This is a genomic window from Rhodococcus sp. AH-ZY2, from assembly GCF_030916465.1.
Lineage (GTDB): Bacteria > Actinomycetota > Actinomycetes > Mycobacteriales > Mycobacteriaceae > Rhodococcus > Rhodococcus ruber.
In genome coordinates this window covers 1,785,895-1,806,682 of the sequence record NZ_CP126458.1, presented here as the reverse complement: position 1 = coordinate 1,806,682, position 20,788 = coordinate 1,785,895, and the positions used below count along the sequence as shown (strand labels likewise).

At 71.3% G+C, this 20,788-nt stretch carries 21 protein-coding genes; 9 read left to right on the top strand and 12 right to left on the bottom strand.

Features of this window, described 5'->3' with window-relative positions:
- Positions 1 to 46: 46 nt before the first annotated feature.
- Together QNA09_RS09460 and QNA09_RS09455 are read right to left on the bottom strand one after the other, a co-directional pair.
- Positions 47 to 1,594: a glycerol-3-phosphate dehydrogenase/oxidase gene (locus QNA09_RS09460; RefSeq protein WP_119699721.1), complete on the bottom strand. Its 1,548-nt coding sequence runs from the start codon at positions 1,592 to 1,594 to the stop codon at positions 47 to 49.
- Positions 1,591 to 2,208, bottom strand: a complete 618-nt coding sequence (locus QNA09_RS09455; protein WP_010592656.1) for a TetR/AcrR family transcriptional regulator — start codon at positions 2,206 to 2,208, stop codon at positions 1,591 to 1,593. Before QNA09_RS09455 ends, QNA09_RS09460 begins: the two co-directional genes overlap by 4 nt.
- A gap of 20 nt (positions 2,209 to 2,228) precedes the next feature.
- Here QNA09_RS09455 and QNA09_RS09450 point away from each other — a divergent pair, with 20 nt between their 5' ends.
- Positions 2,229 to 3,851, top strand: a complete 1,623-nt coding sequence (locus tag QNA09_RS09450) for an FAD-binding oxidoreductase (protein ID WP_040271875.1) — start codon at positions 2,229 to 2,231, stop codon at positions 3,849 to 3,851.
- The gene (locus QNA09_RS09445) at positions 3,848 to 4,753 is read left to right on the top strand and encodes a diacylglycerol kinase (RefSeq protein ID WP_119699720.1); all 906 of its coding nucleotides are present in this window, start codon (positions 3,848 to 3,850) and stop codon (positions 4,751 to 4,753) included. The genes QNA09_RS09450 and QNA09_RS09445 overlap by 4 nt, the downstream gene beginning before the upstream one ends.
- On the opposite strand, the gene QNA09_RS09440 is transcribed toward QNA09_RS09445, so the two are convergent.
- Positions 4,735 to 5,448 (bottom strand): PIG-L deacetylase family protein, encoded by a 714-nt coding sequence (locus tag QNA09_RS09440; RefSeq protein ID WP_119699719.1) that lies wholly within the window; start codon positions 5,446 to 5,448, stop codon positions 4,735 to 4,737. The two genes, QNA09_RS09445 and QNA09_RS09440, sit on opposite strands and share 19 nt — an antisense overlap.
- 57 nt (positions 5,449 to 5,505) lie before the next feature.
- Between QNA09_RS09440 and QNA09_RS09435 the strand changes: the two genes are divergently transcribed.
- Positions 5,506 to 6,837 carry an alpha/beta hydrolase family protein gene (locus tag QNA09_RS09435; RefSeq protein ID WP_017680680.1) on the top strand — a complete coding sequence of 444 codons (1,332 nt, stop codon included), beginning with the start codon at positions 5,506 to 5,508 and terminating at the stop codon, positions 6,835 to 6,837.
- Positions 6,834 to 9,320 carry a DUF2156 domain-containing protein gene (locus tag QNA09_RS09430; protein WP_010592661.1) on the top strand — a complete coding sequence of 829 codons (2,487 nt, stop codon included), beginning with the start codon at positions 6,834 to 6,836 and terminating at the stop codon, positions 9,318 to 9,320. Before QNA09_RS09435 ends, QNA09_RS09430 begins: the two co-directional genes overlap by 4 nt.
- A 12-nt stretch (positions 9,321 to 9,332) precedes the next feature.
- Here QNA09_RS09430 and QNA09_RS09425 read toward each other — a convergent pair whose 3' ends face one another.
- Positions 9,333 to 9,506 (bottom strand): hypothetical protein, encoded by a 174-nt coding sequence (locus QNA09_RS09425; RefSeq protein WP_162919308.1) that lies wholly within the window; start codon positions 9,504 to 9,506, stop codon positions 9,333 to 9,335.
- A 216-nt stretch (positions 9,507 to 9,722) separates the two neighbouring features.
- Here QNA09_RS09425 and QNA09_RS09420 point away from each other — a divergent pair, with 216 nt between their 5' ends.
- Genes QNA09_RS09420 through QNA09_RS09410 form a run of 3 tightly spaced genes read left to right on the top strand, consistent with a single transcriptional unit; the run spans position 9,723 to position 11,624 of the window.
- Complete coding sequence (locus QNA09_RS09420; protein ID WP_010592662.1) at positions 9,723 to 10,319, top strand: biotin transporter BioY; 597 nt, start codon at positions 9,723 to 9,725, stop codon at positions 10,317 to 10,319.
- Between the two features lie 22 nt (positions 10,320 to 10,341).
- Positions 10,342 to 11,022: an ABC transporter ATP-binding protein gene (locus tag QNA09_RS09415; protein WP_308072433.1), complete on the top strand. Its 681-nt coding sequence runs from the start codon at positions 10,342 to 10,344 to the stop codon at positions 11,020 to 11,022.
- Positions 11,019 to 11,624, top strand: coding sequence for an energy-coupling factor transporter transmembrane protein EcfT (locus tag QNA09_RS09410; RefSeq protein ID WP_010592664.1), 606 nt, complete (start codon positions 11,019 to 11,021; stop codon positions 11,622 to 11,624). Before QNA09_RS09415 ends, QNA09_RS09410 begins: the two co-directional genes overlap by 4 nt.
- Positions 11,625 to 11,638: 14 nt before the next feature.
- Here QNA09_RS09410 and QNA09_RS09405 read toward each other — a convergent pair whose 3' ends face one another.
- The 5 genes from QNA09_RS09405 to pgsA form a co-directional block, all read right to left on the bottom strand.
- Positions 11,639 to 12,448 carry a hypothetical protein gene (locus QNA09_RS09405; RefSeq protein ID WP_119699718.1) on the bottom strand — a complete coding sequence of 270 codons (810 nt, stop codon included), beginning with the start codon at positions 12,446 to 12,448 and terminating at the stop codon, positions 11,639 to 11,641.
- Between the two features lie 40 nt (positions 12,449 to 12,488).
- Positions 12,489 to 13,304, bottom strand: coding sequence for a PspA/IM30 family protein (locus tag QNA09_RS09400; protein WP_003935651.1), 816 nt, complete (start codon positions 13,302 to 13,304; stop codon positions 12,489 to 12,491).
- A gap of 194 nt (positions 13,305 to 13,498) precedes the next feature.
- Positions 13,499 to 13,894 carry a helix-turn-helix domain-containing protein gene (locus QNA09_RS09395; RefSeq protein ID WP_010592666.1) on the bottom strand — a complete coding sequence of 132 codons (396 nt, stop codon included), beginning with the start codon at positions 13,892 to 13,894 and terminating at the stop codon, positions 13,499 to 13,501.
- 146 nt (positions 13,895 to 14,040) lie between these two features.
- Positions 14,041 to 14,541, bottom strand: coding sequence for a CinA family protein (locus tag QNA09_RS09390; protein WP_026137742.1), 501 nt, complete (start codon positions 14,539 to 14,541; stop codon positions 14,041 to 14,043).
- Positions 14,542 to 14,549: 8 nt separating this feature from the next.
- Complete coding sequence (gene pgsA, locus QNA09_RS09385; RefSeq protein WP_010592668.1) at positions 14,550 to 15,206, bottom strand: CDP-diacylglycerol--glycerol-3-phosphate 3-phosphatidyltransferase; 657 nt, start codon at positions 15,204 to 15,206, stop codon at positions 14,550 to 14,552.
- Positions 15,207 to 15,338: 132 nt separating this feature from the next.
- On the opposite strand from pgsA, the gene QNA09_RS09380 reads away from it, so the two are divergent.
- Positions 15,339 to 15,866, top strand: coding sequence for an amino-acid N-acetyltransferase (locus tag QNA09_RS09380; protein WP_082061259.1), 528 nt, complete (start codon positions 15,339 to 15,341; stop codon positions 15,864 to 15,866).
- A gap of 31 nt (positions 15,867 to 15,897) precedes the next feature.
- Positions 15,898 to 16,182 carry a YciI family protein gene (locus QNA09_RS09375; protein ID WP_017680684.1) on the top strand — a complete coding sequence of 95 codons (285 nt, stop codon included), beginning with the start codon at positions 15,898 to 15,900 and terminating at the stop codon, positions 16,180 to 16,182.
- 23 nt (positions 16,183 to 16,205) lie between these two features.
- Here the strand turns inward: QNA09_RS09375 and QNA09_RS09370 are convergent, their stop codons facing one another.
- From QNA09_RS09370 to QNA09_RS09360, 3 genes are all read right to left on the bottom strand, one after another.
- On the bottom strand, positions 16,206 to 17,192 hold the full coding sequence (locus tag QNA09_RS09370; protein WP_010592671.1) for a TerC family protein: 987 nt from the start codon (positions 17,190 to 17,192) through the stop codon (positions 16,206 to 16,208).
- Positions 17,193 to 17,399: 207 nt separating this feature from the next.
- Complete coding sequence (locus tag QNA09_RS09365; protein ID WP_190242362.1) at positions 17,400 to 20,066, bottom strand: DNA translocase FtsK; 2,667 nt, start codon at positions 20,064 to 20,066, stop codon at positions 17,400 to 17,402.
- Between the two features lie 82 nt (positions 20,067 to 20,148).
- Positions 20,149 to 20,772 carry a TIGR03085 family metal-binding protein gene (locus QNA09_RS09360; protein WP_026137743.1) on the bottom strand — a complete coding sequence of 208 codons (624 nt, stop codon included), beginning with the start codon at positions 20,770 to 20,772 and terminating at the stop codon, positions 20,149 to 20,151.
- Positions 20,773 to 20,788 lie beyond the last annotated feature (16 nt).

The window sequence follows — 20,788 nt, the reverse complement described above, 5'->3', positions numbered from 1 at the left end:
ATTCCCGATCGGAGTGCGGCAGGTGTCACACCGGTCGCTGCCGGGGTCAGTCCGGCACGTCAGCCAGCACGTCACCGGCGACGGCGAGCGCCCTGGCCCGGTCACCGGGTACGAGTCCGATCCGGGTGCGGCGGTCGAGGATGTCGTCGACATCCAGGGCGCCCTCGTGGGTGACCGCGAACTCGAGTTCCGCCCGGCTGACGTCGAGTCCGGGGGCGATCGGCTCGAGCGCGTGCGGACCCGCGGCGAGCAGCGCAGCTTCGGTTCCGTAACGCCGCACCAGGTTCGGCGGGGCCGCGACGGTGCGCAGCACGCCGGGCGGGGCTGCGCCGACGAGGGCAAGCCGCGTGGTGCGGCACGGTCCGGCGCGCAGCCCGGCGGCCTCGACCGCCGCGTCGACGGCGTCCTGCGCCATCCGCCGGTAGGTGGTGAGCTTGCCCCCGACGATGCCGATCGGACCGTGCTCGGACCGCACGACGGCGTGCCGGCGTGACAGGTCCGCGGTGGCGTCCCCGATTTCGGTGCCCGGTGCGGACGAGTCGAGCAGCGGCCGCAGTCCCGCGAAGGCCCCGAGGACGTCGTTGCGGGTCAGGGGTGTGGCGAGGGCCGTGTTGGCGGTGTCGAGGAGAAAGTCGATCTCGTTGTCGGTGGCCTGCGGGACGTCCGGCAGCGGGCCGGGCGCCGGCTCGTCGGTCAGACCCAGGTAGATCCGGCCCGACTGGGCGGGCAGCGCGAAGACGAATCGGTTGGTGGCACCGGGAATCGGCACGGTCAGCGCGGCGGTCGGGTTGCCGAGGGCGGTGGCGTCGAGGACGAGGTGCGTGCCGCGGCTGGGCCGTAGCCGGATCGAAGGATCGACCTGTCCGGCCCACACGCCGGCCGCATTGATCACGGCGGCGGCCGCCACCCGGATCTCGGTGCCGGTGAGCATGTCACGCAGGACGGCGCCGCCGGCGGTGACGGACTGCGCGTCGACGCGGGTGAGGATGCGGGCGCCGTGGGAGGCGGCGGTGCGGGCGAGCGCGACGACGAGCCGGGCGTCGTCGACGAGCTGACCGTCGTACGCGAGCAGGCCCCCGCGCAATCCGTCGCGCCGGACGGCGGGCACCAGGCCGGCGACGCGTCCCGCGCCGATGCGACGCGAGCGCGGCAGCACCGCGGACGGGGTGTGCGCGGAGACGCGCAGGGCGTCGCCGGCCAGAAACCCGGCGCGCACGAGTGCGGCCTCGCCGCGTCCCACCGACGGCAGCAGCGGCACCAGCTGCGGCATCGCCCGCACCAGGTGCGGCGCCGTGTGGGTCATGAGGATGCCCCGCTCGACGGCGCTCTCGCGGGCGATGCCGATGTTCCCGGTGGCGAGGTAGCGCAGTCCGCCGTGGACGAGCTTCGAGCTCCACCGGCTCGTGCCGAAGGCGAGATCGTGACGTTCGACGAGGACGACGCTCAGGCCGCGCGACGCCGCGTCGAGGGCGGCGCCCGTGCCGGTGACACCGCCGCCGACGACGAGCACGTCGACGGTGGGGTCGGCGGCGAGGTCGTCGAGTTCCCGGCGTCTGCGGGCGGCGTCGAGGGCACTGGAGGCAGGTCCGGTCACGGTCGATCCTCTCCGGCAGGTGCGAGGTAGGTGTCCACGGCGTGCGCCAGCTCGGTCAGCAGTGCCTCGCGGTCGACCACCTCGGCGATCATCCCGGCGGACTGCACGACCGACTGGGCGGTGAGCAGTACGAACGCGGCGAGCGCACGGACGTCGCCGCTGCGGACGGTGCCGTCGCGCTGACCGCGGGTGAGCGCACCGGTCAGCACCTCGAGGACCGCGTTCTGGCTGGTGCCGAGCCGGTCCACGATGTACGTCATGAGCAGGTCCGGATCCGATCGGAGGATCTTCTCGAACAGCGGGTGCGCGCCGATCTCGTCGACGGCCGTCACGACGGCCCGTACGATCCGCGGCCGGACGGGTCCCTCGCCGTCGAGATCCGGGAGTACGGCGCGGATCTCCCGGGTGAGCAGGTCCGCGACCAGGGCACGGGTGTCGGGCCAGCGGCGATAGACCGTGGGGCGGCTGACACCGGCGCGGCGTGCCACCTCGGCGAGGGTGGTGCGCCGCAGTCCGAAGTCGAGCAGGCAGGAGCGGGTGGCGTCGAGGATCTGATCCTCGACGGTCGTTGCCGGCGCACCCGACGACCGGAATTCTTCGTTACGGATAGACATTGTATGTAACACTGTAACGCATGACTGTGAGCTTCACACCCCGCCATCCGTCCGCTGCCGCCGAGATGGAGTGGGACGCGTGGGGTACGGCGGATCGCCGGAAGGAACTCGGCGACGGCGTCCGCACCCTGCTGCAGCAGGCCCTCGGCGTGGACACCCACCGGGCCCCGTCCCTGGCCGAGAGCGCGGTGCGACTCCTCCCCTCCCGCCTGGACACGCGGCACCGCCACGGCCTCGGCCGCATCGTCGGCCCCGGGCACGTCGGCGACGACGACGCGGCCCGCCTCCGTCACGCCGGCGGCAAGAGCACCCTCGACCTGCTGCGACGACAGGACCCGGGACCGCAGGATGCTCCCGACGCGGTGGTGCGGCCCGGCAGCCACGACGAGGTACTCGCCGTACTCGACTACTGCGCCGGCGAGGCGATCGCCGTCGTCCCGTTCGGCGGCGGCACCAGCGTCGTCGGCGGCCTGGACCCGGTGCGCGACGGATTCGACGCCGTCGTCGCCGTGGACCTGCAACGGATGAATGCGCTCACCGATCTCGATCCGGTCTCCGGCGTGGCGACGCTGCAGGCTGGCGCCACCGGACCACAGGTCGAGGAACTGCTCGGCGCCCACGGCTTCTCGCTCGGGCACTTCCCGCAGAGCTTCCGCCACGCGACCGTGGGCGGGTTCGCCGTGACCCGGTCCTCCGGCCAGGCATCGGCGGGCTACGGCCGGTTCGAAGACATGGTCGAGCATCTCGTCGTCGCGACGCCGAGCGGTACCGTGCGCGCAGGGCGCGCGCCGGCCTCGGCCGCCGGACCGGACCTGCGGCAGTTGTTCCTCGGCTCCGAGGGACTGTTCGGCATCGTCACCGAGGTCGGCGTGCGAATCCACCCGGTCCCCGCCGCGGTCGCCCGTCGCGCCTGGTCGTTCCCCGACTTCGCCACCGGTGCGGACGCCCTGCGCACCCTGGTGCAGACCGGCGCCGTCCCCACCGTGCTGCGTCTGTCGGACGAGTCCGAGACCGCCGTCAATCTCGCGCTGCACGAACACATCGGTTCGACCGCCCCCACCGGCTGCCTGGCCGTGACCACCGTCGAGGGCACCGCGGACCACGTGCGAGCCCGCGCCGCCGAGGTCGATGCCCTGCTCGCAGCCACGGGCGGCACCGACCTCGGCGAAGAACCGGCCCGGACCTGGGAGGACGGCCGGTTCGACGCACCGCACCTGCGCGACGCGCTGCTGGGGGCCGGGGCGCTCGCCGAGACCCTCGAAACCGCCACCACGTGGAGTAATCTGGCGCGGTTGCGGACCGCGGTGACCGACGCGCTCACCGCATCGCTGCAGGATCAGGGCACCCCGCCTCTGGTGCTGTGTCACATCTCGCACACGTACCCCACCGGGGCATCCCTGTACTTCACCGTCGTGTGCGCACAGGCGGACGATCCCCTCGCGCAGTGGTCGGCAGCCAAACGCGCCGCCACGGACGCGATCGTGACGGCCGGCGGCACGGTCACCCACCATCATGCCGTCGGCCGGGACCACCGGCCCTGGATGGCCGAGGAGATCGGCACACTCGGCACCGGCCTGCTGCGTGCGGTCAAGGACGCAATCGACCCGCGCGGCATCCTCAACCCTGGGAAGCTGCTGCCGTGATCGAATCCGTCACCGTCCTGACGAATCCGGCCGCGGGTCCGCGTACCGCGCGCGCGACCAGGGCTGCCACGACCCGGTTGCGCGAACGGGGCCTGCACGTCACCGAGATCGCCGGCGACACCCCGCAGCATTCGCTCGAACTGGTCCGGCGCACCGTGGCCGCCGGTACCGGGGCACTCGTCGCGGTCGGCGGGGACGGGCTCGTCTGGCTCGCCTGGCAGGCACTCGCGCAGAGCGGCATACCGCTCGGCATCGTCCCGGCCGGGACCGGGAACGATCTGGCCCGCGTCCTGCAGCTGCCGTCGGACCCGGTGGCCGCGGCCGACGTGGTCGCCGACGGGTCGACGCGGACGATCGATCTCGGCCGGGTCCGGGCGGCCGGCCGGCCGGACCACTGGTTCGGCACCGTGCTCGCCAGCGGCTTCGACTCACTGGTCACCGACCGCGCCAACCGGATGCGGCGGCCGCGCGGCCGACTGCGCTACAACGTCGCGATGGTCGCGGAACTGGCGCATCTGCGCTTGCTGCCGTACCGCATCACGCTGGACGACGGCGACCTCGAGGTGGCGGCGACGATGGTGGCCGTGGGCAACGCCTCGACCTACGGGGGCGGCATGCGCATCGCCCCGGCCGCACGTCTCGACGACGGCCTCCTCGACATCGTGATCGTGACCTCGGCCAACAGGACCCGCCTGCTGCGCCTGTTCCCGACCGTCTATCGCGGCACCCATGTCGAGCTGGACGAGGTGACCGTACGCCGCACCCGGCGAGTCCGGCTCGAATGTCCCGGCATCTCCGCCTACGCGGACGGCGAGCCGCTCGGCCCGCTGCCCGTCGACGTGGAGGCCGTACCCGGAGCCGGAGTCGTCCTCGTGCCCGGTGCTCAGCCCCCGAACGTGTAGAGCTCGAAACCGGCGGCCTGGTCGAAGCCGGGCAGCGCCGCGGTGGCCGACTCCACCTGCGCCCGGGCCTGGTCGATCACCGGGTCGGCCGCGAGCGCCTCGAGGTAGCGGCGATGCTCGGCGAGGGACGCGACGCCGGCCTCGACCGTGTCGGTGACGTCCACCGCGTGAGTCGGAGACGTCGTGTTCACCGCGACCCACCGCACCCCGGGCCACGGCGGCAGCCCCTGCTCGGCCAGCTCCGGGAAGATCCATTCGTTCGCCGCGTCGGCGACCGCGTCGAGCACGCTCAGTCCCAGGGCCCGATGGTCGGCACTGTTGAGGACACCGGGAAACCACGTGAGCCCGAAGTGGCCGGTCACCACCATCTCGGGACGGTGCCGCCGGATCGCCGCCGCAAGATCGCGACGCAGGTCCGGCCCGGCCACCAGGCGGCCGTCCGGGTGCCCGAGGAACTCCACCACCTCGACTCCGACGACGCGAGCCGACGCCCGCTCCTCCTGCTCACGCAGCGGCCCGCACTCGGCCGGCGGCAGACCCGCGATGCCGGCCTCACCGCTGGTCGCCAGCACGTACCGCACGTCCTTGCCCTGGCGGGTCCACCGCGCCACCGCCGAGGCCGCACCGTACTCGATGTCGTCCGGGTGCGCGGCGATCACGAGCGCACGCTGCCAGTCCTCGGGTACCGGTTCCATTCCTCTACTATCGCCGATCCCGGTGCGCCGGTGGGAGCCTCGCGCATACTGGATGTCGTGTCGTGGTCCGGACTCGTCGAAGCAGCGCTCGACGTGCATCTGACCACGACGGCTGCCGCCGTGGTGTTTGTCGTCCTCGCCGTCGGCGGTTTCACCGCGCTCGTCGCACGCCGTAGCCGCCGATGGCTCGTCGTGTGGGTTCCCGTGGCCGTCGTGTCCACGGTTGTGCTCGTGCTCGCGGCGGCCGTGCTCGTCGAGCAGGTGTGGCGACCGTTTCCGGACCGACTGCCGCGCTCGGTGTACGTGTGGTCCGGCCTGGCCGTCCTGGCAATCGCGCTCGGCGCCGGCCGCTGGGTCGTCCGGCACCGGGACCGGCGACCGCTGGCCGCGGCCGGTCTCGTCGTGGCCGTCGTAGCGGTGGTGGTGGCCGCCGCGGGGCAGGTCAACGCGGTGTACGACGCCTACCCGACGGTGCGTGCGGCTCTGGGTCTGAGCAACTACCGCACGGTGCCGCTCGCCGAGGCCTTGGGCTCGGCGGCGGCGACGATCGACCGGCGACCTCTGTCGGAGAACTGGACACCGCGCGGCGACCTGCCGGAAACCGGGGCGGTGACGACCGCACGGATACCGGGCGCTGTCTCCGGATTCCGTGCGCGGGACGCACGAATCTACCTCCCCCCGGCGTACTTCGCCGACCCGCGACCCGAACTGCCCGTGCTGGTGCTGCTGGCCGGCCAGCCCGGTGGCACCGAAGACTGGCTCGTCGGCGGACGGTTGACGCAGATCATGGATGCCTACGCGGCGGAGCACGACGGCCTCGCACCCGTCGTCGTGCTGGCCGACGGAACCGGCGGGCAGTTCGACAACCCGCTGTGCGTCGACTCGCATCTCGGCAACGTCGCGACGTACCTGACCGTCGATGTGCCGGCCTGGGTGCGCAGGCAACTGCAGGTCGACCCGGATCCGTCCGGATGGGCGATCGGCGGCTTCTCCTACGGCGGGACGTGCGCCCTGCAACTGGCGACCACCCGGCCCGACGTCTACCCGACCTTCCTCGACCTGTCGGGGCAGGCGGAACCCACCATCGGAGACCGGGACCGCACCGTCCGGGAGGTATTCGGCGGCGACGCGGCCGCCTTCGCGCGCAACAACCCGGCCGAGTTGCTGACGCGTAACCGGTACCCCGGATCGGCGGGTGTCTTCGTCGTCGGTCTCGACGACCGCGAATATCGCTCCGGGCTGGAGCAGCTGACGACAGCGGCCGCGGCCGCCGGAATGGACGTCCACCTGACGGAGCTTCCCGGCGCACACAGCTTCGCGGTGTGGTCCGCCGGATTGGAGAAGGAGTTGCCGTGGCTCAGCCGACGACTCGGCCTCGTCGCTCGATGACGGCGCGTGCCGGTGGGGTGCTGCGCCGGGCTCCGGTGTCCCTGACCCTGCTCGCGGTGTTCTGGGTGGCCGGACTCGTCACTGGTTCGGTGCTGCACGGCCCGTCGCGCGAGTTGGCCCTCCAGATCTCGCTGGGTACCGGCAGCATCGGCGAAGGCCGCGTATGGGTGCTGTGGACCTCCGGGCTGTTCGCCTCCGGTCTCGGCGAGTACATTCTGGCGACTGCGGCGATCCTTGCGGTGGCCGTGCCCGTCGAGAACCGGATCGGTGCCGGCAGGTTCGCGGTGGCCGCCGTGGTCTCGCAGGGCGCAGGTGCCACGCTCGCGCTCGTCGTGGCGCTGCTCGCGTCCTCCGTACCGAACTCGTGGGGATTCGAACTGCACGGTCACCTGATCGAGGACCCACTGCCGTGGATCCTGGGCGCCCTGCTCGCGGCCACCGCGGGGATGGGCACTCTGTGGCGTCGCCGTATTCGCACACTGGTGCTGGTGTTCCTCGTCACGACCGCGCTGTTCGCCGGCCACCTGCAGGACGTCACGCGCCTCTGCGCGGCGCTGACGGGGTTTTTCCTCGGTCCGGTGCTGTTCGGGCGGGCCGCCCGCGGTCCGGCACTCGGCGGCACGGTGCGGGAGCGCCGCACCCTGGTGGCGCTCGTCGTGGCGGCGAGCGTCCTCGGGCCCGTCCTCGCGGCGTTCTCGCCACACGCCATCGGCCCGCTGTCCGCGCTGCGCGAGCTGTTCGACCAGGTCCCCTATACCGCACGGGAGCTGGTCGACGTCTGCGCGGACCCGGCTCTGCGTGACGAGTGCCGCAAGGGGCAGCAGGCGCTGCGCTTGTCGGGCATCGGGCCCCTGGTGATGAACCTCATGCCGTCGGCGGTGCTACTGGTCGGGGCGGAGGGTCTGCGTCGCGGGCGCCGCGTCGCCTGGCTCCTGTCGGTATGGGGACACGTCGCACTGATCGCCGTGGCCGCAGTGAGCGTGATCGTGCAGATCACCGAGCAGGACGAGACCCGCTCACTGCTGTACGGCGCGCGCCGCAGCAGCTCGGTCTCCATGGAACTCGCACCGCTGCTCGCCCTTGTCGCGGTGCTCGTGCTGCTGCTGGCGACCCGGCGGTTGTTCGGCGTGCAGGCACCGCGCGGCACCTATCCCCGCGTGTGGCTGGGCACCGGGGCCGCCGCAGGCGTCGCCCTCGTCACCTATGTGGCGCTGGGAACGCTGCTCTCCGACGACTTCGACCGCGATCCGGGCATCGGCACGCTGCTGCGCGACGCGCCGCGACGGCTCGTGCCGCCTGTGTACCTGCAGTTGTTCGAACCCCCCGTACTGCCGCTGACGTCACCCGCCACACTGCTGTTCGAGTGGGTCGGAGTGCTCGTGTGGGTCACATTCTGCATGCTGATGCTCCGCAGCTTCGTGGTCCCCGCCGTCGGGCACGATCCCCGCGACGAGCTTCGCGTCCGTGCGCTGCTGCACCGCCCGGGGGGTAGTTCCCTGTCCTGGATGACCACGTGGAGCGGCAACCGGTACTGGTTCACCGCCGACGGCCGGCACGCCGTCGCCTACCGGGTGCACTCGGGTGTCGCGCTGACCACCGGTGACCCCGTGGGCAATCCGGCCGACCTCGAGCGGGCGGTCGACGAGTTCGCCACGTACTGTCTCGGCAACGGCTGGACCCCGTGCTTCTACTCGGTCGGGGAGGACACCGCCGCAATCGGCCGGGGTCACGGCTGGAGCTGCCTGCGGGTAGCCGAGGAGACGGTCGTGGCATTACCCGGCCTCGCCTTCAAGGGCAAAAAGTTCCAGGACGTGCGCACCGCCCTCAACCGCGCCGTCAAGGACGGAGTGCAGGCACGGTGGACGACGTTCGCCGAGGCTCCGCTGGCGGTGACGGAACAGATCGTGGCGATCTCCGAGGAGTGGGTCGCCGACAAGGGCCTCCCCGAGATGGGCTTCACCCTCGGCGGCCTCGAAGAACTGCGCGACCCGGAGGTGCGACTGCTCCTGGCGATCGACGCGGACGACCGCGTGCACGCGGTGACGTCGTGGCTGCCGGTCTACCGGGACGGCGCCCTGATCGGTCTGACGCTGGACTTCATGCGCCGCCGCTCGGAGGGATTCCGTCCCGCAATGGAATTTCTCATCGCCTCCGCCGCGATGTCCGCGCAGGAGGAGGGTCTCGAGTTCCTCAGCTTGTCGGGCGCGCCGCTCGCCGGAACCGACCCGGCGGCCGACGCACTCGACCGCGGCGCACTCGACGCGCTGCTCGATCTGCTGGGCCGCACCCTCGAGCCGGTCTACGGATTCCGGTCCCTACTCGCCTTCAAAACGAAGTTCCAGCCGCAGCACCGGCCCATGTACATGGTCTTCCCCGACGCCGCAGCACTGCCCACGATCGGACTCGCCGTCGGGCATGCGTATCTGCCCGACGTGTCGCTCGGGCAGGGACGCCGGCTGGTCGCGCAGTTGCTGCGCCGATGAGCCGGCGTGACCTCACACCCGGGTGATGTGATCGTCCTTGCTGCCGCTCACGGCCTTGTACACCATGTAGCCGCCGAAGATCAGCGCACTCACCACGAGAATTCCGAACAGGTGCTCCGCGAGCGCCCCGATCACCACGAGAGCGATCCACACCAGCGCCACCCCACCCACGATCTTCCAGAACATCGTCCACTCCTTGCCTCGTTGCCGTCGAGGTCGATCCTGACACTCCCCGCACCGAAAAACACCAGGTCAACGCAGAGATCAGGGAAAGATGGGTGGTTACCCGGAGACCGGAGCCGCACTGCTGGGGGCCCGGCCCGGAGCGGGGTGGTGACAGGGAGCACGCCGCGGCGACATACCCTCGACAGGTTCGGTCCCCTCGTCAGAAGGCTGAGAATCGTGTCCTCGACCCGCAGCACGCCCGCCCGCGACCTGGCACAGATCGCCGTGTTCGCCGCCCTGATCATCGCCCTGGGCCTGCCCGGACAGATCACCGTGGGCTCGTCGGGCGTGCCGATCACGCTGCAGACGCTGGGCGTCATGCTTGCCGGCGCCCTGCTCGGCGTCCGCAGGGGCGTGCTGTCGGTGGCGACGGTGATCGTGCTGGGCCTGGCGCTGCCGGTGCTCGCGGGGGGACGCACCACGCTCACGGCGCTGGCCGGGCCCACGGTCGGCTTCCTGCTCGGCTGGCTGCCCGCCGTGGCGGTGATCGGCTGGCTCTCGGCGCGCATGCTGCCCCGCTACCGGGTGCTGCCGGGCATCGCCGTCAACGTGCTCGGCGGCATCGTCGTGCTCTACGCGTTCGGGATCGCCGGCATGCTCGCGCGCACCGATCTCACGCTGTGGGCGGCCCTGAGCGCGAACGCCACCTTCCTGCCCGGCGACCTGCTCAAGGCCGTCGTGGCGGCGGTCGTCGCCGCGCAGGTGCACCGCGCCTACCCCGCCCTGTCGAGTCCGAGCGCACCGGCGCGCCCGGCCGCCGATCCCGCGCACTGAACGTCGCGCCGGACACGACCGCATGAGCGAGATCCGCTTCCGGCAGGTGGGGCACGCCTACGGGGAGCGCACCGTCCTCGACGGCATCGACGTGACCCTCACCGAACGCCGCGTCGGGATCGTCGGTGCCAACGGCAGCGGCAAGTCCACCCTGGCGCGGATGATCAACGGACTGGTGGTCCCGACCTCCGGCACCGTCACGGTGGACGGCCTCGACACCGCCCGCAAGGCCCGCGAGGTGCGCCGGCGCGTGGGATTCGTGTTCACCGATCCCGATCATCAGATCGTGATGCCCACTGTCGCGGAGGACGTCGCCTTCTCCCTGCGCCGCAGCGGACTCGGCAAGGACGAGCGCGCGGAACGGGTACTGCGGGTGCTCGCCGACTTCGGGCTGGCCGGGCACCACGACCACCCGAGTCACCTGCTCTCCGGTGGGCAGAAGCAACTCCTCGCCCTCGCGGCGATCATGGTCACCGAGCCGCACGTACTGGTGGCGGACGAGCCGACGACGCTGCTGGACCTGCGCAACGCCCGGCTGATCGCCCGGACCTTCGCCGCCCTCGAGCAGCAACTGGTCGTGGTCACCCACCATCTGGATCTACTGGCGGGCTTCGATCGGGTGCTCGTCGTCGACGGCGGCCGCGTCGTCGCCGACGATGCGCCGGGCCCGGCGATCGACTTCTACCGCAAGCTGGTCTCGTGAGCACCCTGGGGCTGTACCACCGCGCGTCGTCGCCGGTGCACCGGGCACCGGCGGGACCGAAGCTGCTCGTCACGGCCGCGCTCATCGTGGCGCTCACGGTGTGGATGCGGCAACCGTGGCAGGTGCCGGCCGCCTCGGCACTCGTGCTCGGGCTCTACCTGCTGGCCCGGATCCCGCCCCGTCCCGCGCTGCGACAGCTTCGGCCGCTGCTGTGGATGCTCGTGGTGATCGCGGCGTTCCAGGTGCTGCTCGCCGGCTGGGAACGGGCGGTGGTGGTGTGCGGCCAGCTGCTGGTCGCGGTGGCCCTGGCCGCGCTGGTCACGCTGACGACCCGGGTGAGCGACATGCTCGACGCGATCGTGACGGGACTTCGTCCGCTCCGCCGGGTCGGCGTCGACCCGGAGCGGGTGGGTCTCGTCCTGGTGATGACCGTCCGGGCGGTCCCGATGCTCGGAGCGATCGTCGCGCAGGTCACCGAGGCGCGGAAAGCCCGCGGCCTCGGCTTCTCGCTGCGGGCCCTGGCGGTGCCCGTCGTGGTGGGGGCGCTGCTGACCGCCGAGGCGATGGGTGAGGCCCTCGTGGCCCGCGGCCTGGACGACTAGTCGCCGGCGCGCCGTCAGTTCCGGTAGCGGCTCTCGATCTGCTGGATCTCCCGCCACGACTGGGCCCAGCCCTCGAGTCGATCCGACGCCGAGATCAGCTCGGCGCGCTGACGGTCGAGCAGATCCATCGAACGGGTCCCGTCCGGGGCCGCCGCGAGCCGGGCCGCGGCGGCGACGAGTTCCTCGAACTGGTCGACGCCCGTGTCGAGCCGCTTCCCGGCGGCCGCGACGGCCGGACCGAGGTGGGCTTGGGCGGCGGCGCTGTCGCGGGCCGCGGCTTCGAGTGCGACCACGTCGACCGCGACTGCTTCGAGGGCGCCGGCGGCGTCTCGGGCGGCCGACGCGATCTCCTCCAGATCGTCGGCGGCGACGGTGTGGGACCGGGCCAGCACCGTCAGCAGCTGGGCGAGACTCTGTTCGTCGCTGGCGAGCCGGGCCATCGGGGACCGCGCGACGGAACCCGACGGCGGCAGGGCCCGGCGGGCGGGCGCCGGCGGCGGCAGCGCCACGGCGTCGAGACGCCGGAAGGTACGGAACGCGAGTGCGGCGGGCACGACGAGCGCGGCCGTCGTGCCGCCGGTGGCGACGACGGTCCAGTCGGGAGCCGACGCTGCCACCAGGGTCGCGGTGCCGACCCCACCCATTCCGGAGGCAGTGCCGAAGATGCGGGCACGGCGACGCGCGCGACGCTTCTTGCGCCGCAGCCGGGCCGCGGGGTCGTTCCAGCGGCGCGCCGCCTCGACCACGTTGCCGGTCATGTCCCGGAGCGCGGCCGCGGCCGGACCGGGAAACTGTCCGGTCCGGCCGCGTGCGGGAATGTTCATGACGATGTCGCGTTTCTGCAGTCGGTGATCGACGCCGGCGCTACTGAGAGCCGGCGCTACCCGCCGCCGAGGGCGGTTCCTTGGTCGGGTTGACCGCGGGGGTCGCGGGCGCCGCGGCGCCGGGCAGCGCCTCGCCCTTCATGGAGGCGCGGATCTGCTCGAGACGGCTGTGGCCGGCCATCTGGACGGTGGCCTGCTGGACCTCGAGCATCCGGCCGTGCACCGAGTTCTGGGCGAGCTCGGCCGACCCGAGCGCGGTGGCGTAGCGACGCTCGATCTTCTCGCGGACCGCGTCCAGGCTCGGCGTGGTGCCCGGCGCGGCGAGCGTCGAGTCCATCGAGCGCAGGGACTCGCTCACGCGCTCCTGCATCTTGGCCTGCTCGAGCTGGCTGAGCAGCTTGGTGCGCTCGGCCACCTTCTGCTGCAGCGCCATCGCGTTCTGCTCGACGGCCTTCTTCGCCTGTGCCGCAGCCTGCAGCGACTGGTCGTGCAGGACCTTCAGATCCTCGACGGACTGCTCGGCGGTGACCAGCTGGGCAGCGAAGGCCTCTGCGGCGTTCGTGTACTGGATGGCCTTCTCGGTGTCGCCGGCCGCGTTGGCCTGGTCGGCCATGAGCACGGCCTGCCGCGCGCTCGCGTTCAGCTTCTCGACCTCGTCCAGCTGCCGGTTGAGCTTCATCTCCAGCTGACGCTGGTTGCCGATGACGGACGCGGCCTGCTGGGACAGCGCCTGGTGCTGACGCTGCGCATCCTCGATCGCCTGCTGAATCTGGACCTTCGGATCGGCCTTCTCATCGATCTTGGAGTTGAACAGTGCCATCAGGTACTTCCAACCCTTGACGAACGGATTAGCCATGGGTGTGATCCTGCCTCCATCTGGTACGCCGCGGCGAACGCGACCCGATGCACGGCCCTCGCGCACCGTTTCCGGACGGTCCCGGGAGCCCCGCATACCCGGCCGTCGTGTGTCCCGAGCCACCCCCCGGTGGTGACCCGGAGTGTGTCGCTTTCGTCCGCGTCCGGCCAGGCCGTCGCGGTCCGACCTCCATGTTATGCGGCAGCCAGCGCGCGTGCCGCCGGCGGCGGGATCACCACCCGCGTGTCCTGCGCCACGAGTGCCGCGTGCTCGGCGGCGAGGGCCTCCGAGTCGCGGGGAGCCGGCTCGGCTCCGACGACCGCCGCTCCCACCGGGGTCCGGCCGCGGGCGGGAACCGCATCGGCGAGCGACTCGCTGACGTCGAAGAGCACGTCGGACAAGGGCACGTCGAGGGCGTCGCAGATCGCGGCGAGCAGTTCGCTCGACGCCTCCTTGCGTCCGCGTTCGATCTCGGAGAGGTAACCGAGGCTGACCCGGGCGCTGCTGGAGACCTCACGCAGGGTGCGGCTCTGCGAAACGCGGGTGCGCCGAAGGCTGTCACCGATTGCCTCACGCAACAACAGCGCCATCCCATCCTCCTTCGTCCGTCGTCGCTCAACCCGTCAACGCACGACGCACGTCGCCGGGTTCCCGGCTCCCCGCCCGGGCACGAAAACCCCTGCCGGGCGCGGCTCCGCACGGGTCCGGTTGCCACCGGTACCGCGGTGTCAAGACACTACATCCCCGCGGCGGCGTGCACGCGGGTGAGTAGGCCCGACACGGCGGCGTGGGTGGCACCGGACCGGATGTCCCACCGGTCTCCGGACACCGACGGACAAGTGACCACCGTGCCTCCCGGTCCGGCGATCCCGAGGTACAGCGTGCCCGGCGGATGCCCGTCCTGCGGATCCGGCCCGGCCACGCCGGTGACGCCCACGCCCCACGTCGCGGCGCAGCGCGCCGCGGCGCCCTCGGCCAGGGCCGCGGCGGTCGACTCGGAGACCGGCCCGTCCGCCGCGAGGCGCCCCGCATCCACCCCCGCCAGGGTGGACTTGAGGTCGGTGGCGTAGACGATCAGCCCGCCGCGCAGCACCACGCTTGCACCGGGTACCCCGGCGATCGTCGCCGCAATCAGCCCGGCCGTGAGAGATTCGGCCGTCGCCACCGTCTGCCGCTGCGCGGCCAGGGCCGCGACCAGCTCCGCGGCCGCGGTACCGGCAACGAGGGGGTCGGGCACCATCCCACTCACTGCCCGTGCTGTTGCTCGACGCGGTGCACGCCGGCGCGTAGCCGCACCGCCTGGACGACGTAGTCGATGCCGGTGCCGACCGTCAGGATCACTGCCAGCGCCATCAGCGCGACCGCGAACGGCGTCGCCGCCGCCGGCAACGGCAGCAGGTACAGCACGATCGCGAGGGACTGGAACAGGGTCTTGGCCTTGCCGCCGCGGCTCGCGGGGATCACCGCGTGCCGCAACACGAAGAAGCGCAGTGCGGTGACGCCGAGTTCGCGCGCCGCGATGATGCCGGTCACCCACCACGACAGGTCACCGAGCAGCGACAGGCCCACGAGGGCGGCGCCGATGAGGGCCTTGTCGGCGATCGGATCGGCGAGCTTGCCGAAATCCGTCACGAGTCCGTGCTTGCGCGCGAGCTGGCCGTCGATCCGGTCCGTGATCGCCGCGACGGCGAACACGGCCGTGGCGGCGAGGCGCCACGCGGCATCGTGGCCGTCGCCGGCGAACAACACCAGCAGGAACACCGGCACCAGAGCGATCCGCACCATGGTGAGGATGTTGGCGATGTTCCACAGCGGCACCGGCTCCGCGGCCGCGGGCGCGTGCGGCCCGGGGGCCGCCGCGGCCCCACCGGTCCCGGCCACCTCGGGATGCGGCGCGCTCACACCGGCCTCCCTGCCGCGGACGGCGCCGGGGGACGACGCGGACCCGGGTCCGCCGGGGCGACACGTGAGCATGGAGATCCGACCGGCACACGGACACAATATCGGTAGAGCGACCGGCTACTGTTCACCACTATGAATTCGCGGACGACGGACCCGGAACCCCACGACCGCATAGTCGTGCGACGGGCGCGAACCGGCGACATTCCGGAGATCAAGCGACTGGTCGACATCTATGCGGGCAAGATCCTCCTCGAGAAGAATCTCGTCACGCTGTACGAGTCCGTGCAGGAGTTCTGGGTGGCCGAGACGGCGGGCACCGTCGTCGGCTGCGGGGCCCTGCACGTGCTGTGGTCCGACCTGGGCGAGATCCGCACCGTCGCGGTGGATCCGCGGGTCAAGGGCCGCGGAGTCGGCCACCTGGTCGTCTCCCACCTGATCGACGTCGCCCGCGACCTCGAACTGGAGCGGCTGTTCGTACTCACCTTCGAGGTCGAGTTCTTCGGCCGGCACGGATTCACCGAGATCGACGGCACTCCCGTCACCGCGGAGGTGTACGCGGAGATGTGCCGTTCCTACGACACCGGTGTGGCCGAGTTCCTGGACCTGAGCTACGTCAAGCCGAACACCCTCGGAAACACCCGGATGCTGCTCTCCCTCTGAGCCTCTTCCCCCACCACGAATGCGAGGATCCATGCCGCTGTTCGCTGTCGAGTACACCTACTCCGAGGCCACCGCCGACGGCCGCGACGAGCACCGGCCCGCCCACCGGGGCTGGCTCGGAGAACTCGTCGACGCCGGGACGGTACGCGCGACCGGCCCGTGGGCCGACGGGTCGGGCGCGCTGATCGTCGTCGAGGCTGCGGACGAGCCGGCCGTGCGCGAGGTCATGGCGCAGGATCCCTTCGCGCGTCGCGGCCTGGTCGACGACGTCCGGATCACGGAGTGGCTCCCGGTGATGGGCGTCTTCAACGACTGACGCCCCTCACCGGTGCCGCGAGGTCAGGTGAGGTCGGCCTTCTCGCTGCGCGTCTTGAGCAGACTCGCCACGGTCGTCACCACGAGCACACCGACGATCACGCCCAGCGACAACCACGTCGAGATCTCCGGCACCGCGACGTGCTCCCCGCCGTTGACGAACGACAGCGTGTTCTCGTGCAGCGCGTGGAGCACCAGTTTGATCCCGATGAACCCGAGGATCACGGACAGGCCGTAGGACAGGTAGACCAACCGTTCGAGCAGGCCGCCGATGAGGAAGAACAGCTGTCGCAGGCCCATCAGAGCGAACGCGTTGGCGGTGAACACCAGGTAGGGCTCGCTGGTGAGGCCGTAGATCGCGGGGATCGAGTCGAGCGCGAACAGGATGTCGGTGAAGCCGATGGCGGCCAGGGCGAGCAGCATCGGGGTCGCGAACCGCTTGCCGTCGATCCGGGTGAACAGCTTGTCGCCGTGGTACTCGTCGGTGGTCGGGTACACCTTGCGGACCAGGGAGACGATCCGGTTCTCCCGCTCCTTCTCGTGCTCGACCTCTTCACCGTGCTCGCGGATCAGCTTGATCGCGGTGTAGATGAGGAATGCGCCGAAGAGGTAGAACACCCAGCTGTAGGTGTTGATGGCCGCGGCTCCGACGGCGATGAACGCCCCGCGCATCACGAGTGCCAGGACGATGCCGATGGTGAGTACCTTCTGCTGGTACTCGCGCGGCACCGCGAAGGTCGACATGATGATCACGAAGACGAACAGGTTGTCGACGCTGAGAGCCTTCTCGGTGACGTACCCGGCGAAGTACTCACCGCCGTACGTCGGTCCCCAGACGGCGAACACCACGACGCCGAACACCACGGCGAGGCCGATGAACACCGCCGACCAGAAGCCCGACTCGCGCAACGTGGGCGCGTGCGGTTTGCGGACGTGCGCGTAGAAGTCGAAGACGAACAGTCCCAGGATCACCAGGATGGTGACGATCCAGACGAGCGGGGTGACATGCATCTGCAGGCATTCCTCCGGTAGGCACAGCAAACCACCGGAGGTCTCTCCCACCTCGACTCACGGCTCCGAGGAGCGGCTTCGAGGTCGACAGCCCCGGGACGACATCGGTGTCGCACGTGTTGACGGAACTGCCGCGAGTTAGGGGATACTCCCCTCCACTTCGTCCATTCAACCACATGCGGGAAGCGGCATCGATCCGTGCCGCCCCTACTCCGCCGGTGCCGGCGCGTCCGCGTCCCCGCCGCCCCGGATGGAGAGCAGCAGGCCGTCGAGTTCGTCCGGCTTGACCAGGACCTCCCGCGCCTTGGAGCCTTCGCTGGGACCGACGACCCCGCGGGTCTCCATCAGATCCATCAGGCGCCCCGCCTTCGCGAACCCGACCCGCAGCTTGCGCTGCAGCATCGACGTCGACCCGAACTGACTCGACACCACCAGCTCGACCGCCTGCAGGAACACGTCGAGATCGTCACCGATGTCGGGGTCGACATCCTTCTTCTCGCCGGGCTTCGCGGTGGTGACACCCTCGGTGTACTCCGGTTCCTTCTGGTTCTTGGCGAAGTCGACGACGGCCGCGATCTCCTCGTCGGTGATGAACGCGCCCTGCATTCGGATCGGCTTGCCGGCACCCATCGGCAGGAACAGGCCGTCACCCATGCCGATGAGCTTCTCGGCACCGGGCTGGTCGAGGATGACTCGGGAGTCCGTCAGCGACGAGGTGGCGAACGCGAGTCGCGACGGCACGTTCGTCTTGATCAGACCGGTCACCACGTCGACGGAGGGCCGCTGGGTGGCGAGCACCAGATGGATGCCGGCGGCCCGGGCCTTCTGCGTGATCCGCACGATGGCGTCCTCGACGTCACGGGGGGCCGTCATCATCAGGTCGGCGAGTTCGTCGACGATCGCGAGGATGTAGGGGTACGGCCGGTAGACCCGCTCGCTGCCGAGCGGCGCGGTGATCTCGCCGGACCGGACCTTGGTATTGAAGTCGTCGATGTGCCGGACCCGGTTGGCCTGCATGTCTTGGTAGCGCTGCTCCATCTCCTCCACCAGCCACGCGAGAGCGGCGGCTGCCTTCTTCGGCTGGGTGATGATGGGCGTGATCAGGTGCGGGATGCCCTCGTACGGCGTGAGCTCGACCATTTTCGGGTCGATGAGGATCATCCGGACCTCGTCCGGGGTGGCCCGCACGAGCAGCGACACGAGCATCGAGTTGACGAAACTGGACTTGCCGGAGCCGGTGGAGCCGGCGACGAGCAGATGCGGCATCTTGGCCAGGTTCGCGCAGACGAAGTCGCCCTCGATGTCCTTGCCGAGCCCGATCACCAGCGGATGGTGATCCTTGCGTGTCGACGGAGCGGCGAGCACGTCGGCCAGACGCACCAGTTCGCGGTCCGAGTTCGGGACCTCGATGCCGACCGCGGACTTGCCGGGGATCGGCGCGAGCAGGCGCACGTTGTCGGTGGCCACGGCGTAGGCGATGTTGCGGGCGAGCGCGGTGATCTTCTCGACCTTCACGCCGGGTCCGAGTTCCACCTCGTACCGTGTGACCGTCGGGCCGCGGGTGAAGCCCGTGACCGCGGCGTCGATCTTGAACTGTTCGAGCACCTCGGTGATGGCCTCGATCATCTGGTCGTTCGCCGAACTGTGCTTCTTGGGCGGATCGCCCTCGAGCAGCAGCCCGAGCGACGGCAGAGCGTAGTCGCCCTCCACCACCCGGTCGGGAACGAGCGGCTCGAGCTTGCCGTCGTCGGAGGGTTCCTCGACCGGCGGGACCGGCGCGGGAGCCTTCTTGGACCGAGCGCGGGCGCGCGGCGGCTCGGGTGCCGGTTCCGGTGCGGGTTCCGGCGCCGGAGGCGCGGCGGGCGCCGGCTCCGGATCCCACACCGGCAGCACCTCGGTGCGGGCGTCGCCGTCGAATTCGTCCGTCGGGTAGTTCTCGACGGGGGTACGCCGCCGGCCCCGGGTACGCCGCTCGACCGGGTAGCCGTCGGCGTCGAACAGAGTCGGGTCGTGCTCCGGGTCGTAGTCGTCGGCGTGGTCCGGGTCGTACGCGCCGTACTCGTCGTCGGCCCGATAGTGCAGGCCGAAGTACTCGCGGAACATCCCGGGCAGTTCCCGGATCGTCGTGCCGGTGAGCAGCAGGATCCCGAACCCGGCTGCCATCAGCAGCAACGGCACCGACAACCACACCGTCAGACCGTCGGTGAGGGGCCCGCCCACCAGATATCCGAGGAAGCCGGCGCCCCCTGCCCGGCCCGCGCCGTCGGTGGGCATGCCCGAGGCGATGTGCCACAGGCCGAGCGCGGGGAGGGCGACGAGTATCGACCCCAGGACGAGCCGGGGCCGGATCTCCGGCCGCGGCTCGGTGCGCATGAGGACGACCGCGATCACGAGACCGGTCAGCGGCAGCACGGCGCTGGCGCCGCCGACGAGCGCGCGGACCGCGGCCTCGATCCAGCCGCCGAGCGGGCCGCCGACGGCGAACCAGACGCTGCCGGCGACGACGACGCTCGCGGCGATGAGCCCGAGGGCGATGCCGTCGCGGCGGTGGCCGTGCTCGACCTCCGTCACCCTGCCCACCGTGCGGGTGGTGGCACCCACCCCGCGGGCGATCATCGTCCAGCCGGTGCCGATCCCGCGGCCGAGCGTCTGCAGGACGCCCGGCCGTGATGAACGAGAGGGCGCCTTGCGCCGGGGGCCGGCGGTGCTGCGAGCCGGGCGTCGTGCGGCGGGTTGCCGGCGGGTCGTCGTGGCGGGCTTGCGGGTGCTGCCCTTCGCCCGCGACGCGCCCGAGGCCCCGGACGAGCCGCGCGCCCCCGACCTCGACCGTGAGGTCGTCGACGACGATCCGCGGGCACCCGACTTTCCTGCCATACCCGTCAGGTTAGTCGCAATGTCCACAACCGAACCATCCGCAACACCGGCATCAGCCGCGCGCGGTGGTCACACGGGCGGATCAGATGCCGCGACCGGACGCGGCAACCTCCGCGACGTCGGCGGCCGGCCCGGTGGTCTCGACGCGCACCTCGTCACGGCCGAAGGCGTGCAGCAACAACTCGGACGGTTCGCCGCGCAGGATCACGGTGCGCGGACCGCGCCGACGGACCGTCGCGCGGGTGCCGTCGGGGCGCTCGAACACCACGGTGACGTCGGTGCCGCGGTAACCGCGCCGGCCGATCTGCCGGGCCATCTGCCACAGGCGGTCCTGGGTCGGTGCGTCGAGCGGTCGCGGCTGCCACCCGGGCGCGGCGCGGCGCACGTCCTCGTGGTGGACGAACATCTCCGCGGCATTGGCGATCCCGTCGACGAGGTACAACGGCGACCAGACCGGCGGGCCGGACTCGATGTCGGCGAGCAACTGCTCCCACGGTCGGTCCGCCGCCCCGGCGCGCACCCGCTCGGTGTGCCCGGCCAGCGGAGGCAGGACGATGCCCGGCATCGTGTCGATCCGGCGTTCGCGGACCACGAGATGGGCGGCCAGGTCCCGGGTGGTCCAGTCCCCGCACAGGGTGGGGGCGTCGGGACCGGTCTGCGTCATGGTGCGGACGAGTGCGTGTCGTTCGTCACGGGCGAGGCTCACACGGCCCACTGTAGCG

What these genes read in the sequence shown, in the direction of transcription:
- QNA09_RS09440 (WP_119699719.1), bottom strand. Translation starts at nt 5,448, where the DNA reads ATGGAACCGGTACCCGAGGACTGGCAGCGTGCGCTCGTGATCGCCGCG.
- QNA09_RS09370 (WP_010592671.1), bottom strand. Translation starts at nt 17,192, where the DNA reads ATGCATGTCACCCCGCTCGTCTGGATCGTCACCATCCTGGTGATCCTG.
- QNA09_RS09430 (WP_010592661.1), top strand. Translation starts at nt 6,834, where the DNA reads ATGACGGCGCGTGCCGGTGGGGTGCTGCGCCGGGCTCCGGTGTCCCTG.
- QNA09_RS09425 (WP_162919308.1), bottom strand. Translation starts at nt 9,506, where the DNA reads ATGTTCTGGAAGATCGTGGGTGGGGTGGCGCTGGTGTGGATCGCTCTC.
- QNA09_RS09395 (WP_010592666.1), bottom strand. Translation starts at nt 13,894, where the DNA reads ATGGCGCTGTTGTTGCGTGAGGCAATCGGTGACAGCCTTCGGCGCACC.
- QNA09_RS09375 (WP_017680684.1), top strand. Translation starts at nt 15,898, where the DNA reads ATGCCGCTGTTCGCTGTCGAGTACACCTACTCCGAGGCCACCGCCGAC.
- QNA09_RS09415 (WP_308072433.1), top strand. Translation starts at nt 10,342, where the DNA reads ATGAGCGAGATCCGCTTCCGGCAGGTGGGGCACGCCTACGGGGAGCGC.
- QNA09_RS09400 (WP_003935651.1), bottom strand. Translation starts at nt 13,304, where the DNA reads ATGGCTAATCCGTTCGTCAAGGGTTGGAAGTACCTGATGGCACTGTTC.
- QNA09_RS09365 (WP_190242362.1), bottom strand. Translation starts at nt 20,066, where the DNA reads ATGGCAGGAAAGTCGGGTGCCCGCGGATCGTCGTCGACGACCTCACGG.
- QNA09_RS09450 (WP_040271875.1), top strand. Translation starts at nt 2,229, where the DNA reads ATGACTGTGAGCTTCACACCCCGCCATCCGTCCGCTGCCGCCGAGATG.
- QNA09_RS09405 (WP_119699718.1), bottom strand. Translation starts at nt 12,448, where the DNA reads ATGAACATTCCCGCACGCGGCCGGACCGGACAGTTTCCCGGTCCGGCC.
- QNA09_RS09380 (WP_082061259.1), top strand. Translation starts at nt 15,339, where the DNA reads ATGAATTCGCGGACGACGGACCCGGAACCCCACGACCGCATAGTCGTG.
- QNA09_RS09455 (WP_010592656.1), bottom strand. Translation starts at nt 2,208, where the DNA reads ATGTCTATCCGTAACGAAGAATTCCGGTCGTCGGGTGCGCCGGCAACG.